This is a genomic window from Pseudoalteromonas sp. S2893, from assembly GCF_005887105.1.
Taxonomy (GTDB): Bacteria; Pseudomonadota; Gammaproteobacteria; order Enterobacterales; family Alteromonadaceae; genus Pseudoalteromonas; species Pseudoalteromonas atlantica.
Genome location: NZ_PNCY01000128.1, coordinates 1 through 238 on the forward strand (window position 1 = coordinate 1; position 238 = coordinate 238).

1 protein-coding gene is annotated in these 238 nt (G+C 43.7%); it reads left to right on the forward strand.

Annotation, left to right across the window (positions count from 1 at the left end):
* Positions 1–238: Ppx/GppA phosphatase family protein (locus tag CWC04_RS19410; RefSeq protein ID WP_502705344.1), on the forward strand; the 238-nt coding region annotated here is incomplete at both ends.

Sequence of the window (238 nt, forward strand, 5' to 3'; positions counted from 1 at the left end):
TACTCACCCGACAAAACCTAATTAAAATAAAAGAGCAATCAATAACGGTTAGCACTCTCGCGGCACTAGACTTACCTGGTCTAAGCGAAGAGCGCAGATTAGGTTTTGTATCTGGTCTTGCTATCTTAATTGCGCTATTTGAATCGCTTGAAATTGAAAAAATGGGAATAGCTGGCGGTGCACTACGCGAAGGTGTGCATTACAGTATGTTGCCCGAGCTTCATAACAGCGACCTTCC